13 protein-coding genes are annotated in these 14,726 nt (G+C 32.2%); 1 reads left to right on the forward strand and 12 read right to left on the reverse strand.

Annotation, left to right across the window (positions count from 1 at the left end; genetic code table 11):
• Positions 1-27 precede the first annotated feature (27 nt).
• The 9 genes from OLM52_RS04930 to OLM52_RS04970 all read right to left on the reverse strand — a co-directional run bounded on the left by OLM52_RS04930 (position 28) and on the right by OLM52_RS04970 (position 11,325).
• Positions 28-2,019 carry a heavy metal translocating P-type ATPase gene (locus OLM52_RS04930; protein WP_264550032.1) on the reverse strand — a complete coding sequence of 664 codons (1,992 nt, stop codon included), beginning with the start codon at positions 2,017-2,019 and terminating at the stop codon, positions 28-30.
• Between the two features lie 10 nt (positions 2,020-2,029).
• Positions 2,030-2,395 (reverse strand): DUF3703 domain-containing protein, encoded by a 366-nt coding sequence (locus tag OLM52_RS04935; RefSeq protein ID WP_264550033.1) that lies wholly within the window; start codon positions 2,393-2,395, stop codon positions 2,030-2,032.
• 44 nt (positions 2,396-2,439) lie between these two features.
• The gene (locus OLM52_RS04940) at positions 2,440-2,760 is read right to left on the reverse strand and encodes a heavy metal-binding domain-containing protein (RefSeq protein ID WP_264550034.1); all 321 of its coding nucleotides are present in this window, start codon (positions 2,758-2,760) and stop codon (positions 2,440-2,442) included.
• Between the two features lie 40 nt (positions 2,761-2,800).
• Entirely contained in the window at positions 2,801-4,087 is a 1,287-nt protein-coding gene (locus OLM52_RS04945) for an efflux RND transporter periplasmic adaptor subunit (protein ID WP_264550035.1), read from the reverse strand.
• 11 nt (positions 4,088-4,098) lie between these two features.
• Positions 4,099-8,448, reverse strand: a complete 4,350-nt coding sequence (locus OLM52_RS04950; protein ID WP_264550036.1) for a CusA/CzcA family heavy metal efflux RND transporter — start codon at positions 8,446-8,448, stop codon at positions 4,099-4,101.
• A gap of 96 nt (positions 8,449-8,544) precedes the next feature.
• Positions 8,545-8,832 (reverse strand): DUF6660 family protein, encoded by a 288-nt coding sequence (locus OLM52_RS04955; RefSeq protein WP_264550037.1) that lies wholly within the window; start codon positions 8,830-8,832, stop codon positions 8,545-8,547.
• A 99-nt stretch (positions 8,833-8,931) separates the two neighbouring features.
• Positions 8,932-10,161: a hypothetical protein gene (locus OLM52_RS04960; protein WP_264550038.1), complete on the reverse strand. Its 1,230-nt coding sequence runs from the start codon at positions 10,159-10,161 to the stop codon at positions 8,932-8,934.
• A complete protein-coding gene (locus tag OLM52_RS04965) occupies positions 10,158-10,598 on the reverse strand; it encodes a ubiquinol-cytochrome c reductase iron-sulfur subunit (protein ID WP_264550039.1) in 441 nt (146 codons plus the stop codon). Before OLM52_RS04965 ends, OLM52_RS04960 begins: the two co-directional genes overlap by 4 nt.
• A 1-nt stretch (position 10,599) precedes the next feature.
• Positions 10,600-11,325 (reverse strand): di-heme oxidoredictase family protein, encoded by a 726-nt coding sequence (locus OLM52_RS04970; protein ID WP_264550040.1) that lies wholly within the window; start codon positions 11,323-11,325, stop codon positions 10,600-10,602.
• A gap of 46 nt (positions 11,326-11,371) precedes the next feature.
• Here OLM52_RS04970 and OLM52_RS04975 point away from each other — a divergent pair, with 46 nt between their 5' ends.
• Positions 11,372-11,557, forward strand: a complete 186-nt coding sequence (locus OLM52_RS04975) for a hypothetical protein (protein WP_264550041.1) — start codon at positions 11,372-11,374, stop codon at positions 11,555-11,557.
• A gap of 575 nt (positions 11,558-12,132) precedes the next feature.
• Here OLM52_RS04975 and OLM52_RS04985 read toward each other — a convergent pair.
• The 3 genes from OLM52_RS04985 to OLM52_RS04995 all read right to left on the reverse strand — a co-directional run bounded on the left by OLM52_RS04985 (position 12,133) and on the right by OLM52_RS04995 (position 14,588).
• A complete protein-coding gene (locus tag OLM52_RS04985; RefSeq protein ID WP_264550042.1) occupies positions 12,133-12,798 on the reverse strand; it encodes a hypothetical protein in 666 nt (221 codons plus the stop codon).
• A gap of 187 nt (positions 12,799-12,985) precedes the next feature.
• Positions 12,986-13,645 carry an ATPase gene (locus tag OLM52_RS04990; protein WP_264550043.1) on the reverse strand — a complete coding sequence of 220 codons (660 nt, stop codon included), beginning with the start codon at positions 13,643-13,645 and terminating at the stop codon, positions 12,986-12,988.
• Positions 13,629-14,588, reverse strand: coding sequence for a transcriptional regulator (locus tag OLM52_RS04995; RefSeq protein WP_264550044.1), 960 nt, complete (start codon positions 14,586-14,588; stop codon positions 13,629-13,631). The genes OLM52_RS04990 and OLM52_RS04995 overlap by 17 nt, the downstream gene beginning before the upstream one ends.
• Positions 14,589-14,726: the final 138 nt, after the last annotated feature.

Consider the following 14,726-nt stretch of genomic DNA (forward strand, 5'->3'; position numbering starts at 1 on the left):
CATCTTTTTATAACTATATAATTAACTTTAAAACTTCATCCTTTGTATTCTAACCGCATTTAAAATAGCTAATAACGCCACACCGACATCTGCAAAAACGGCTTCCCACATGGTGGCTAATCCACCTGCACCGAGGATTAAAACTATTGCTTTAACACCAAATGCAAGTATTATATTTTGCCAAACAATTTTCTTTGTTTGCTTGCCTATTTTAATAGCCATAGGAATTTTACTTGGTTTATCATCTTGAATGACAACATCAGCGGTTTCTATGGTGGCATCGCTTCCTAAACCACCCATTGCTATTCCGACATTACTTAATGCGACTACTGGTGCATCGTTTACACCATCGCCAACAAAAGCAACTGTTTCTTTTTTTGCAATGATTTCTTTTACTTTATTTACTTTATCTTCGGGTAATAAATCTCCAAAAGCATTAATGATTCCGAGTTTTTGAGCTACAAACTGGACAACTGTATTTTTATCGCCACTTAACATTGTGGTTTTTACTCCTAATGCTTTTAATTTATCAATTGTGATTTGTGCATCTTCTTTGATGCTATCTGCAATGGTTAAATATCCAACAAATTTTTTATCGTAAGCTACAGCAATTAATGTATAAACGATACTTGATGGATCAATATCATACGAAATAGAGAATTTGTCCATTAGTTTGAAATTACCCACTAATAATTCTTTACCATTTACATAGGCTTTTAATCCGTGTCCTGATATTTCTTCAACATTTTGCAAAACAATTGTAGTATCAATATTTCCAACAAATTGATGTATAGCAGTTGCTACTGGATGTGTACTTTGGCTTTCTAAAGCATTAACCATTTTTAAAATATCCTCCTTATTGAAATCGGAATTAAAAACAACTTCTTGAACTTTAAAAACTCCTTCGGTCATTGTTCCTGTTTTATCCATTACAACATTTTGAACCGAAGCCATTACATCAAGAAAATTACTTCCTTTAAAAAGAATTCCGTTTTTAGAAGCTGCTCCAATTCCACCAAAATATCCTAAAGGAATACTAATAACTAAAGCACAAGGGCAAGAAATAACCAAGAAAATTAATGCTCGATACAACCAATCATTAAATTGGTAATCTGAAACAAAAAACATTGGCAACACACATATTGCAACGGCTAAAGCAACTACAATTGGAGTATATATTTTTGCGAATTTTCTAATAAATAATTCTGTTGGTGCTTTTTTAGACGTTGCATCTTGTACCATTTCAAGAATTTTTGATAATTTACTATCCGTATAAGCAACAGTTACTTTTACTTGACAAACCGAATTTAAGTTTATCATTCCTGCTAAAACTATTTCTCCTTTTGCTTTTGTGTCTGGTTTACTTTCGCCTGTTAATGCAGCGGTGTTGAAAGAAGCAGTATCAGAAAGTAATTCACCATCTAAACCTAATTTTTCACCAGCTTTAAGTTGGATAATATCTCCAATTTTAGCTGTTGATGCTTTGATTGTTTTAGCAACATTATTTTCTAAAATAGTAACTTCATCTGGTCGTTGGTCTAGTAAGGTTTTAATATTGGCTTTAGCTCTTTTTACGGCTAATGCTTGAAAGATTTCGCCAATGGCATAAAATAACATTACTGCTACACCTTCGGGAAATTCGGCAATTGCAAAAGCACCAATTGTAGCAATACTCATTAATAGAAATTCTGAAAAAAATTCGCCTTTTTTGATACTTTCAAAAGCTTCTTTAATAACAGGAAAACCGACTGGAATGTACGCTAAAATATACCAACCTATTCTAATATAACCTGTAAACCAAGATGGGGTAAAATAGTTATCCAATCCAATGGCAAACATCAATAACACCAAGCTTATAATTGCTGGCAAAAACATTTGAAACGTAGATTTTTCTTGGTTAGAATGGTCGTGGTCGTGACCATCACCATCAGAATGATGTTCACTATCATTATTAATCTTCTCTTCTAATGAACAACAAATTTGTTTCCCATCTTTGTCATAAATGTGTTGATGTTCCATACTATATGAATTATGCGTTCAACTTTAAAATTTCTTGAATATCCTCTGGTATTTCCATTGTTTTTAAAGGTGGTACATTTGCACCACCTGTATTACCTAAAGGAATATGACCAACAAATGATTTTACACCACCTACCAATAATCTTGGGATTTGACCAACTACTTCTTTAGTGCTTTTTATTTTAATACCAAATTGTAACATTTTCCAATGAACAAAGGAATGCTCATAAGGATATTTTTGTCCGATGATGTGAGCACGTTCCAAATGATGCCAAGCTATTTGTAAGTCGTTTAACTTTAAATTTTCAGCAGCCAATTGCAATTCATTTTGATAGAATGATACTAATTCTTTTGGCATTATTGTATTAAATTTCATAATTGAGTTTACATTAATTTTATAAACTTAGATTACTATTTTTTCTAATGATTATGTCCGTCATGGTTTTCTTCAGAATTGTCGTGTCCTTCATGGTTTTCAGTTTCATGATCATGACCTTCGTGGCTTTCAGCTTTCGCTTCTATTAATTCCATTTTACAAACAGGACAAGTTCCTTTTTCATCATAAGTTTTACCTTTTTCACAATCCATTGGACATTCATAAGTAACTTTATGCTCTTCACCCTCTTTATGATTGTGTCCTTCGTGTTCTGTTGCTGTTTTTGTAGTTTCTTCTTTTTTATTACAAGAAACCGTTGTACCTAAAGCTATGGCAAGTGCCATAATTAAAATTGATTTTTTCATGATAATTTAGTTTATTTATATTAATTGTTATTTTAAAATATTAATGTGCATGACCACCACCACCTTCGTTTTTAATTAAATGGCTTTGAATGTAATAAGCTCCTTTTAAAACAATTTTTGCGTTTGCATCGATTTTTTGTAATAGCGTAACTTGTGTATATCCTAATTGTGTGGTGCCTGATTTTACCTCAATACGTTGAAAATGGAATGTTTTTCCTTCTACTTCTTCGTGCTTGTCACCATCTTCATGATTATGCCCTTCTTTTTCGTCGTGAGCATCTTCTTTATGTCCTTCTTCTAAAACAAAAATAAATTCGCGTCCATCAGCTTTAATAATTGCTTCAGTTGGAACTGCTTTTACATTATTTGAACCTACATCTATAAGCGCATTTACATACATTCCTGGTATTAATTTTTGTTGGTTGTTTGAAATATCTGCATGTACAGCTACAGATTTTGTATCGTTTTCAAAGGATTTACCAACACTAAATATTTTTCCTTTTACCTCTGAATTATCTTGATTCACTAAAACAAAACGTACATTTTGACCTATTTTTACCTTAAATAAATCTTTTTCATAGACTAATAAATCTACATGTAATTTAGAATTATCTACTATATTCATTAATGGTTTTCCTGCTTCAACATTACTTCCAATTTTAATATAAATTTCGGTTAAGTTTCCAGAAATTGGAGCAAGAACAGGAACGGTTGCTGTTGCGTTTCCATTACCACTAATATTTAAAGTATTTAATTGTTTTTGTAGCGAATTAAATCGAGCTCTTTCAATTTCGAATTCTGCCTTTGTTTTTTGAAACGTTTTTTTAGAATTTACTTCTTCATCGCTTAATGTTTTTTGTCTTTCAAATTCTAATTTTAAAAACTCCAAATTGCTCTTTGAAGTTAAATAAGCTTCTTGTAATTTAGTAAACTCTGGACTTTCAATTGTTGCGATGATTTGACCTTTGCTTACATACTGCCCTTCTGAAACATTAATAGTTTTTACAATTCCTGATGTATAAACTGAAACATCAGCTTGATTTTGTGGAGGTAACTTGGTATAACCATTTACATTTATTACTTCGCTTAAATTTTTATCTGAAAAAGTTCCTAATTGAATACTTGAGGCTTTAAATTGTGCTTCGTTTAGTTCTACTTCTTTTATTGCTGTAGGCTCTTTTTCATCTGAATGACTTTCTTCTGTATGTGTTTCGCCTTCAGTATGAACGTGACCATCACCTTCAGTATGACGCAAAGAGAAATATAAAATAATAGCAAGGATTATTGCTCCAACTATTGATGCGTATATGATATTTGATTTCTTCATTTCTGTTTATGTTATTGATTGATAGTATATTGTATAGCTATTATAGTTTGATTAAAATTATTTATAGCTTCATTATAATTGGTTTGTATTTCGGTAGCCGTTTCAATACCTTGTACATATTCTACATACGAAATATCCCCATTTTGATAACTTTTTGTAGCATTTTTAATTATTAAATCAGCATTCGGAATGGCTGTGTTTTTATAATAATCTATCAATGATTGATAGGTTGTAAGTTGCTCAATTTGCTGCTCTAAATGACTTTTAAATTGCTGGTTTATATAGTTAGCATTTTTTTGCTCCATTTCTATATTTGTTTGTGCTGCTTTACTTTTTTTAATAGTACTTCCCATAAATATAGGGACTGAAAGTCCAACAGAAAAACCTTGAAATTGTGGTGAATTATCATAGTATTTCGTTACACCATCCACTTCTTGATTCCCTGTTATGGATTGCAAAAAGTAGCCTACTGAAAACTCTGGAAATAAATTTGATTTTTCTAATTTATGATTGGCTTCAGCTATTTTCACTTGTTGATTAGCTAACTGAACTACTGGATTTTGTTTCACTAATGTGCTATCCATTTTTACAACAAAAGGCATAGGTCCAAAAGTTGTATCCGAAATTTCAATATCATTGTCTAAATCTAAAAGTGTTTTAAGCTTTGATTTTTCGATAGCAATTTGCGTTTTGAATTGTTTTATTTTTTGTTCTAATTCTTGTTGTTTAGATACTGCAATTGTTTTTTCTAAAGCACTTGTTTCACCTGTTTGAAACTTTAATGTTGCTGATTTTACAAATTTTTGCATGAGTACATTTTGCTTATCTAACAATGCATTTTGCTTTTCAAAGTATAGAATGGTATTCCAAGATTGACGAATAGAAAAAGTTATTTGTTGCCTTGAAACACTTAATTTATTTTGACTAGCCGAACTATTTTCTTGCAATAATTTTCTTTTTGCACTTATTTGAAAAGGATTGAAACTCTGACTAATTTGAAAATTTTTATCTTGAGCTTGCGAATTTATTTGTCCAAAAGTTCCTGAAATTTCTGTTTTAGGCAATTCGAATGCAGTCTTAACTAATTGTGATTGCATTTTAGTTTCTAAGGTAACCGCTTGAATGTTTAAGTTGTTTTTTAGCCCCATTTCTAATGCTTCATTTAAACTTAATTTTTGCTTTTCTTGTGCATTGATTGCTAATGAACTAAATAAAAATGCAAGTAGCATAGCTGAATTCTTCATGGTTTTTCGTTTTATTTTAATCCCTTTTTCAAAGTATAAATACAAAATTGGTAAGACAATTAATGTTAGTAGAGTAGCTGTTATTAAACCCCCAATTACTACTGTTGCTAAAGGTTTTTGAACTTCGGCACCAGCGCTACTACTTATTGCCATTGGTAAAAACCCAAGTGAAGCTACAGCAGCTGTTAATATAACAGGTCTTAAACGTACTTTAGTTCCTTCTTTTATTCGGTCATATACATTATCCATACCTTGTTTTTTAAGTTCATTAAAATAACCAATTAAAACAATTCCGTTTAATACCGCTACACCAAAAAGAGCAATAAATCCGACACCTGCTGAAATACTAAACGGCATATCGCGTAACCATAACGCCACAATACCTCCAATAGCAGATAATGGAATTGCTGTAAATATTAACAACGATTGTTTAATTGATTTGAATGTAAAATAAAGTAGGACTAAAATTAAACCTAATGCTACCGGCACAGCAACAGAAAGTCGTTTGTTTGCTTTGATAAGATTTTCAAATTGTCCGCCATAAGTAGTGTAATATCCTTCAGGTAATTTTAGCTTTTCGTCTAATTTAGCTTGAATAGTTTCTACAACTGTTTTTACATCAGCACCACGAACATTGAAACCTACAACTATTCTACGCTTTCCGTTTTCACGAGAAATTTGCATTGGACCATCTTCATATTTTACATCAGCAATTTGTTCTAAAGGTATTTGATTGCCTGATGGTAATGTTACAAACAACGCCTTTAAGTTTTCAATATCTTTTCTGCTATCATTTGCTAAACGCACAACTAAATCGAAACGTTTTTCACCTTCATAGACAACTCCTGCTGTTTCTCCTGCAAAACCCATACGAACAACTTTATTTAAGTCGCCAATTTTTAAACCATATAATGCTAATTTATCTTTATTGTATCTAATTGTTATTTGTGGTAAACCTGCTACACGTTCTGCTTTAGCATCTGAAACACCTTCAATACCATTAATTAACTGCACTACTTCTTCACCTTTGCTAACTAACATATCAATATCGTCACCAAAAATTTTAACGGCAACATCACTTCTTACACCTGTCATTAACTCATTAAAACGCATTTGAATAGGTTGGGAAAACTCAGTAAACGCACCTGGAATATCTGACAAAGCATGTTCCATTTTTTCCATTAGTTCCTCTTTTGTTTCTGCGGAAGTCCATTCGCTTTTATCCTTCAAGAGAATAATCATATCTCCTGCTTCAATAGGCATTGGATCAGTAGGAATTTCAGCCGAACCAATTTTGGTTACAATCATTTTTACTTCGGGAAATTTATCTCTTAATATTTTTTCTGCTTGCGTGGTTGCTTCTACTTCTTGAGATAATGAACTACCTGATGCAATGATTAAATGTGTTGCAATATCACCTTCATCTAATGTAGGAATGAATTCACCACCCAACGAATTGAAAACAAATAAACTTGCAACAAATAAACCAATGGCAACCGCAATAATTGCTGCTTTAACTTGTAGTGCTTTTTCTAAAATTGGAGTGTAAAAATTATAGATAGCATCAATAATTTTATCGCTAAAATTCTTTTTATGTCCTGTTTGTTTTTTTAATGCCAAAGCCGACATCATAGGGACGTACGTTAAAGACAATATAAATGCTCCTAATATGGCAAAAGAAACCGTTTGTGCCATTGGACCAAACATTTTTCCTTCGATACCTACTAAAGCTAAGATAGGAAGATAAACAATTAAGATTATTATTTCTCCAAAAGCCGCACTACTTCTAATTTTTGATGATGCTTGATATACTTCGTCATTCATTTCTTGAGTGGTGAGTTTGCCTTTATTACTAACTTGGAGTCGATGTATTATAGCTTCTACAATGATAACCGCACCATCTACAATTAGCCCAAAATCGATAGCACCTAAACTCATTAAATTACCACTAACTCCAAAAAGTTTCATCATAGAAATGGCAAATAATAATGCCAATGGAATAACCGAAGCAACCACTAAACCTGCCCTCCAATTACCAAGTAGTAATACTAAAATGAAAATAACTATTAATGCTCCTTCAATTAAATTAGTTTGAACTGTACTTATAGCTTTGTTTACTAAAACGGTTCTGTCCATAAACGCCTCAATTTCTACACCTTCGGGAAGTGATTTTTTGATTTGTTCCATTTTGTCTTTAACCACCTTAACTACTTCACCACTGTTCTCACCTTTAAGCATCATTACCATTCCTGACACTTCTTCGCCTTTTCCATCTTTTGTAACTGCACCATAACGAATACTGCTACCTATTTGAACATTGGCTACATCACGAATAAGAATAGGAATTCCGTTTTGATTTTTAACCACTATTTTATTTATATCGTCGATGCTACTGACCATTCCGACACCTCTAATAAAATAAGCATAAGGTTTTTTATCTATGTATGCACCACCTGTATTTTCATTATTATTTTCTAATGCTTCAAATATTTCAGTGATGGTTGTATTCATACTTCTTAGCTTGTCTGGAACAACAGCTATTTCATATTGTTTTAGGTTTCCACCTAAAGTATTTACTTCAGCTACACCTTTTGTACCGATTAATTGGGGCTTTATTATCCAATCTTGAATGGTTCTTAAATCAGTAGCGTTGTATTTTTCTTCGTACCCTTTTTTGGGAAATACTACATATTGGTATATTTCGCCTAAACCTGTACTTACTGGAGACATTTCAGGAGTTCCAACACCTTTTGGTATGGTATTTTCTGCTTCTTTAATACGTTCTGTTATTTGTGCTCTTGCCCAATAAATATCGACATCTTCTTCAAAAACAACGGTAACCACACTTAAACCAAAACGACTTATGGAACGAAGCTCCACAACATTAGGAATTGATTTAACTGATTGCTCTATTGGATAGGTTATAAACTGCTCTACTTCTTGAGTTGCTAAAGTAGGTGAACTTGTAATGATTTGTACTTGATTATTTGTAATGTCTGGTAAAGCATCTATTGGTAAAGTATATAATGAATAACTACCTACAATGACTAATACAAGTGTAAAAAGACCAATAATAAATTTATTATTGATACTAAAATGAATGATTTTATCTAACATTTTATTTTGTGTAATGAATTATTAAACAGAGAACTGTTATTTTTTTAAAGTTGTTTTAAAGACACAACTTATTAACCCGAAATTACTCGGGCTTCATTACACTAACTGTGGCGGTTGCCAAATGCTTCCGTAGAAATTTGAAAACGAAGTTGATTTATAAAAAGAAATGGAAGTTTTTATTTCTTGAAATCGAACTAAGAATTGAAAAGATTGAACTTCAAAAAAGGTTAATGTTTGTTGACCACAACAATTGCAATCACAAAATGGAGAACATAAATCTGTTTCTTCATCATGCGAATGATTGTGTTGTGAGTGAGCTTGTGAACTTGATGAAATAGTAGTAACATCATTATGCTTATCTGCACAAGGATAGGCAGTAAGCATAACTATATATATTGATAATATGATGTTTAAGATTTTCATCGTTGTAAAAGTAGTATATTTTTACAAAAAATAAAAATAATTACAAATTGGGCAATTATTTTAAAAATAAGTTGATATCCCAAAATTGAATCCATCTGTTATAGATGGTGGATTTGATAGTATATCTCGTTGTTTTAGTAATCTATAATTTAAACGAATAACTGTTTGACTATTTGGTCTAAAACTAATAGCAGAAACCACACTCCATAAATCTTCACCTATATTACCACCTGTTTCGTTAAATTTACCCACATTCCAATCTACATATTCTAATCTACAAGCTACATTTAATGTTGCCTTTTCCCAACCTAACATTGTACGATTTAGAATTGGCTGAACGATATCTATAAAACCACCTTGTTGTTTACTTCCAAACTGTTGTGAATATGTACTAGGCACATCAACATTTATCCAAGCAAATTCAGTAGTAATAAAAGTTTTTGTGTTTGGAAGTGTCGTATTGAAATCAATTGCAAAAATATTTACACTTCGCTTTTCATCTATAATAATGCCATCTTCTTGAAACTTATTGTAAACACCTCCCATATAAGACAAACCTATTTCGCCAATTTTACCATTTCTTACGGCTATTTTTCCTGTAAATAATGGTATTCCACTATTAATTTCTTCGAATCTATCTGGATTATCTTTAGCTGCTGGTAAATAGGTTTTATTTTGAGTGTTTTCTATTATTGAATTATCAAAACTTCCTGAAAAATAAGCCTCATATCCATACATCCAATTTTTATGGTATTTTTTACCGTATAAACCTGCCCCAACATTACTAAAAGTGCCTGGTAACATCTGAGTTGCTGGAATTGGTCTGTCTGTAAATTCCCATTTTGGACCGTCGTGATTTTGATTAAATGCCCCGATTGGATTAACAATAATTCCTGCTCTAAAACTTGCCAAAGGATGAAACTCAACATCAACAGAAGCGAATTCGATTGCAATTTCTTTGCCACCTTCTTCAAATTCTAACTCACTTAAAAACTTTACTCGTTTACCTATTGATGAAGACATAAATATAGATAATCTTCTGGCTTGAAACTGATGTCCTTCTGAAACACCATCGGTAGTAAGATGTTGCCAATTGGTTTCTACATAACCTCCAATAGCAATTGGTGTTTTATTAATATTTAAAGTTGGACGATTATATATAGCATCCATATTTAATACTTTGGTTGTATCTTTTGATACTCTTTTTAATAAGCTAGGATCTATTTGTGCATTGATTGTATTACTTATTACAAAAAAACATAAAATTATATAGGAAATTGAGATTCTCATTTTAATGAAACTTTTAAAATATTATTTTCTATTCGTATTGGAAATTTTCTTAAATCTGTGCTTGCGGGACCGCTTTCAACAATTCCTTTATTGCTAAATTCACTACCATGAGCTGCACATTGAAGTTTATCTCCGAAGACTTGAAGTTCTGCTCCTTGATGTGTACATTCCATTAACAATGCCATATACTCTGTTTCATTGAATCGATAAATACAAATAGGAAATTGTAATATTTCATTCTGAGCGATAACGTATTTTTTATATTCTATTTTTCCATTTGAATTAATTTCAAAATCAGTAATTGGAACTAAAAGATCTGAACCTTTTATTTCTTTTGACAAGATTTGTGTTGAGGAACAGCTTTCTAATAAAGAAATACCTGCAATAGTTGCTAAACAACCAAAACCGCATGTTTTAAGAAAATCTTTTCTATTCATTTTATAAGGATTTTAAAAATTTTAGTACTGCATTTTTATCTGCTTGAGAAAGACTATTAAATGCGGTTCTACTACCAGTTGCTTCACCACCATGCATAGAAATGGCTTGTTCAATACTACGAGCTCTTCCATCGTGCATTAAAAAATATTGACCTCCCTGTGAATTTGCAGAAAGTCCTAATCCCCACAAAGGTGGTGTTCTCCATTCATAAGTTTTTGCAATACCTTCTGTGTAACCATCATCTAAACCACTTCCCATGTCATGCAAAAGCATATCAGTATAAGGTGAAAATGATTTGAATGATAATCCAGTTATTGGTGAATATCCAGTTGTTAAATTTGATTTATGACAGCCTGTACAATTAATTTGTTCAAATACATTTCTACCATGAATTACTTCTGTGTCATTTTGATTTCTTTGGATAGGGGCTTTTAATGTTTTAAGATAAAACACTAAATCATTAACCGTTACATTTGCTACTTCTGGGTCAATTTCTTCATTAGTATAAACATCGATAGGATTAAAGGTTGATGTTATTCCCATATCTTGATTATAAGCATTTACTGTTTGATGCAATAAATTAATAGCTGCCGCTTTTTTACCAAATCGTCCAATATATTTTCCGTTTTGAGTTAGTGCATTTTCAGGGTTAATATAGCTTGGAATAGTTATCCAATTGGGTACACCTGAAATACCATCACCATCTGAATCGTTTGGGTCTGCCATTGCTAAAATATCAGCATCTGTAAGGTATTGTAAAAAGCCTAAACCTGTGTTTGCAGGTGGTGTAAATTTTGAAAATGTAGCTCCAAAAGGAATTTGCTCAGGAGTATATCCTGGTAAAGCTCTATTTTGTAGTTGTGGACCTCCTAAATGTAAAAAGGTATTTCCAAATTCATCAGCTTGGCCAAAACGAATTAATGTAGTAAAAGGGTGTCCTTTTCCATCACCAGCATGACAACTAATACAACTTGTTGCAACAAATGTTGACCCTAAACCCGTTTGTCGTGTAAAGACTTCAGTGAAAGCTACATCACCTTTTAAAAACCTTGCTAATTCTTCATTTGATAAACCATCAATTGTTCCATCTAAAACTTCATCGTCAGCTGGAATATCTACTTAAGAAGTCTCACACGAGATAAGTATAATCGATAAAAACGAGAGAGTTGTTATTTGCTTAAAAATTGTTTTCGTTATTCTAATAATTATTTTTAGGCAAAACTAAAATATTAATTAGGTAAATACAAATTAAATAAAAAAAATATAATATGAAAAAGATTTATAACTAATGGAATATGACAAAAAATCTAATTATTGGTATTTATTTCGTTACAAAAAAAGATATTAAATCATAAAACATAAAAGAACATAAGTAGTGAGATAATGAATATGTAGATAGCTATAAAGGTGTAATTAACAATCCTTGTATAGTTCACACTATAGATAATATGTATTTAAAACAAAAGTAAATTTTAAAAAAGTTTTAAGCATACGTAAAACCGTACGGATTTATATAAAACCGTACGGTTTTCCTCATTCGAAGAAAATTTTTAGTTTTCTGTTGTAGTTGATTTTTGCGAGATAGTCTATGAATTCTGGGAGTTCGGAGAGTGAGAGTAAGCCGTTTGTGTTTCTTGGTAAAGGTTTGAAGTGGACTTCTTTTATGTGTTTTTTGAAGATTATTTCACCCAAAGTAAAACGCAATAATGATTTTACATATTTTTTTGAATATACTTTGTCTTCATGTGAAATGTTTTTAGGCAGATAAAGCGTTAGTATGATTTTTTTACTAGCTGTATTGTAGTCTTCTAACTTGATTAAAATTGATTTAATCATCTCTATCAATTTGTCTGAAAATTGGTTTTTGTTTTCGGCACATAATGGCTTTAGAAATGTGTGAGCTGTGAAATATTCTAATCTTGGTTTATTTTCACCTAATGCAATTATTTTAGGGAATAGTTTACGGTAACCGTGAGCTGAAAATAAGACACAAAATTTGTTAGATTGGTTGTTTTGCATGTAAATGTAAATGACGATTCTTTTTGAAACATAGTTGAGGTTTCGATGTAGGTTTTCTATTACCTCATCTGAATTAATTCCCAGTTTGTAGGCGTGGTAAATTGCTTGTTCGTTTTGTTGGAACCAAGTCCAGAAGTTTTGGATGGTTTTTATTTGGCGAGGGTTTAATTGTTTGTTCATTTTGTTTTAAGTTTAAGGTTTCAGGTTGTGGTTTTAAGCTGCGCTTAAAAGAGTAAGCCTACTTCGTAGGAGATACCAAGCTTCGCGCGGTATGACAAGTTTAACGCCGTTAAACAGAAGCCTACTTTGTAGGAGTTTCCTAGTTTCACTCGGAATGACACAATCATTATCATGATTGATTGAAGAATTATCTTTTATCTCTGGATTCATTACTGAAGGTGATTAGGTTGAACATTGACCTCATCCTTGATCTTAGGCGGTTGCCGTAGAGGGCTTCTATTTCGCTTGCGGAGAGGTTTGTGGTGATGTGGGTGATGGATTGATTTTGAACGAAGTCTTCGTAGCGTGAAATGATTATTTCTGCCATTACGTTTAGGTCGTTGCCGTAGTGTTTGATGTTTTGTTCTGCTCCTAAGTCGTCGAAACAGTAGCCGGTTAAACGTGATTGAGTGTGTTCTTTTTGGGTGTAATGATGAAGTGATTCAAAGCCATTTTTTGCAAACTCGAAAGATATTTCTCTACATGTCTTGATTTTGTAGTCGTGTTTGTGGTAAAAAAATGGTCGAATTAATGCCATAATTGACGTTTTCCCGCATCCAATTGGTCCCGATAATAAAATACCTTTGTTGAGGTCTAAATCGAGCTCTAAAGCCTTTTTTTCGTCTCGAATGGCATAAATAACCAATTTGAAGATAGTTTGGTGATCAATATCTTCAATTTTAAATGAGCGTCCGTAGATGAGTTTGCCCTGGTACTCGATGTAGTTTAAGCACCAATTGAAGTTGTAGACTTTGATTCCGTTTTGGATTTCAAAAGTTTCTTTGATGGTGTTAAAGTGCTTCTCCATAGTTTTTTTGATTTGTTACGTGGAGGTGTTTTGGGTTTAAATTGATTGTTTTGGGTTCTGTTTGAACTGAAGCATTAGTTTTATTTCCAAACTTCCTAGCGTTGAGCATCCAATTTCTTGCTGCAGCTTTCCAGTCTTTCATTTTGGTTCTGCCACCGACTAACCAGCCGTTGCTCTCGAAGTAATTGAAAAAGCGTTGTGCTTCGATTTCGGTGAAGTTTTTTTCGAGGAAGTAGATTTGTGCTTCTTCCAAAGTGGGTTTTATAAATTTTGAAACAAGCTTCTCGATCCCGATAGGACGGGACAGGCAATCGCTCGAAGTGATAGAAGAATGATTTTCATCTTTCTTTTTATTTTTTTCGCGCAACTTTTTTTGTTTTTCTTTTTCAACTTTCAAATCCGATTCTACAACCTCATCAAAAATTGAATTTGTAAAATTTAATTTATTTTCATTTTTTGAAATTTCTTGCTTAGCTAAGTTTATACTGTTTGTATTGTTTATATTGTTTATATAAGGTACATGTTTAGAGCTTGTTTGATGCTTGTTTAGAGCTTGTTTAGTAACCTGTTCATCAACCTGTTCAATGACTTGGTCATTTTTTGACTTGGTTGCATGCTTTTTTAGTTCTTTTTTAGAAACTGGTTTGGTGTAAAAATCCAAGTTACAGACTTCCAGAATGGAACCTTTAAATGGGTTGAATGATGGTTTGTAAATCACGTATTCTCTTTCGGTTAAATCTTTCATGCATTTGTGGTAGGTTGCTGTCGATGCAATTTTACTAATGCGCATTAGTTCGTCACGTGAAATGCTGATTGGATTTTGAAAGCGGTTTTGATTCCATAGTTGGAAAATGGCCATGTATAGGCTTATGTGGGTGGGATTGAGCTCGTAATCGGCGCTTACTTTTTCGAAGAAGCCGGTCAAATGTTTTATATAATTCATGGTTTTAAAGTTTCAAGTTTCAGATTGTGGTTTTAAGCTGCGCTTAAAAGTTAAAACCTACTTCGTAGGAGATACTTTGGCAAGCGCAGTATGACAACTTTGTGTGTGCGATTTGCAGGTGCAAACTTCACAAGTGCC

It is taken from the genome of Flavobacterium sp. N2820 (assembly GCF_025947285.1).
Classification (GTDB): domain Bacteria; phylum Bacteroidota; class Bacteroidia; order Flavobacteriales; family Flavobacteriaceae; genus Flavobacterium.

Excerpts from the sequence above, each read along its gene's own strand:
- OLM52_RS04930 (WP_264550032.1), bottom strand. The coding sequence starts at position 2,019 with ATGGAACATCAACACATTTATGACAAAGATGGGAAACAAATTTGTTGT.
- OLM52_RS04935 (WP_264550033.1), bottom strand. The coding sequence starts at position 2,395 with ATGAAATTTAATACAATAATGCCAAAAGAATTAGTATCATTCTATCAA.
- OLM52_RS04940 (WP_264550034.1), bottom strand. The coding sequence starts at position 2,760 with ATGAAAAAATCAATTTTAATTATGGCACTTGCCATAGCTTTAGGTACA.
- OLM52_RS04945 (WP_264550035.1), bottom strand. The coding sequence starts at position 4,087 with ATGAAGAAATCAAATATCATATACGCATCAATAGTTGGAGCAATAATC.
- OLM52_RS04950 (WP_264550036.1), bottom strand. The coding sequence starts at position 8,448 with ATGTTAGATAAAATCATTCATTTTAGTATCAATAATAAATTTATTATT.
- OLM52_RS04955 (WP_264550037.1), bottom strand. The coding sequence starts at position 8,832 with ATGCTTACTGCCTATCCTTGTGCAGATAAGCATAATGATGTTACTACT.
- OLM52_RS04960 (WP_264550038.1), bottom strand. The coding sequence starts at position 10,161 with ATGAGAATCTCAATTTCCTATATAATTTTATGTTTTTTTGTAATAAGT.
- OLM52_RS04965 (WP_264550039.1), bottom strand. The coding sequence starts at position 10,598 with ATGAATAGAAAAGATTTTCTTAAAACATGCGGTTTTGGTTGTTTAGCA.
- OLM52_RS04970 (WP_264550040.1), bottom strand. The coding sequence starts at position 11,325 with ATGGCAGACCCAAACGATTCAGATGGTGATGGTATTTCAGGTGTACCC.
- OLM52_RS04985 (WP_264550042.1), bottom strand. The coding sequence starts at position 12,798 with ATGAACAAACAATTAAACCCTCGCCAAATAAAAACCATCCAAAACTTC.
- OLM52_RS04990 (WP_264550043.1), bottom strand. The coding sequence starts at position 13,645 with ATGGAGAAGCACTTTAACACCATCAAAGAAACTTTTGAAATCCAAAAC.
- OLM52_RS04995 (WP_264550044.1), bottom strand. The coding sequence starts at position 14,588 with ATGAATTATATAAAACATTTGACCGGCTTCTTCGAAAAAGTAAGCGCC.